Source organism: Roseateles chitinivorans, assembly GCF_002761755.1.
Classification (GTDB): domain Bacteria; phylum Pseudomonadota; class Gammaproteobacteria; order Burkholderiales; family Burkholderiaceae_C; genus Roseateles; species Roseateles chitinivorans.
Genome location: NZ_PEOG01000210.1, coordinates 1 through 450, shown reverse-complemented (window position 1 = coordinate 450; position 450 = coordinate 1). Strand labels below are relative to the sequence as shown.

The 450-nt window shown below is 49.1% G+C and carries 1 protein-coding gene; it reads left to right on the top strand.

Going from position 1 to position 450, the window contains the following annotated elements; genetic code table 11:
- Window positions 1-129: 129 nt before the first annotated feature.
- Window positions 130-450, top strand: a 321-nt coding sequence (locus CS062_RS26040) for a dCTP deaminase (RefSeq protein ID WP_438270503.1), incomplete at its 3' end; no start/stop codon positions are given.

Sequence of the window (450 nt, the reverse complement as noted above, 5' to 3'; positions counted from 1 at the left end):
ACAATGGTATCGGCGCAAATAATTATGCTTCAGCGCAAATAATTGCTTCAAATGACATAATCCCCTTGCAATCATATTATTAGGGTATATATTCATGTCTATATCATATTATCGAATGATAGGAGCGCTATGATCCTCTCAGATCGCACCTTGAAACACGCCCTGCACGACCGAGACATTCAGATCGTCCCACCGATTGATCAAGCCACACAGCTTGATTGCTGTGGCATCTACGGCACGCTCGGTAAAGAGTTTCGTGTGCAGCAAGTCAATCCTGACGCAGCGTATATCGACCCGCGTAACGCTGAAGATATGGGCGATCGGTGGGTCCTGATCGAAGCCTCAGACGACGATCCGTTTATTCTGGAGCCCGACGCTTTCGTGCTCGCTGCCACCAAAGAGCAGCTGACCATTCCACATGACATGGTCGCTTTTATGGACGGGCGCACG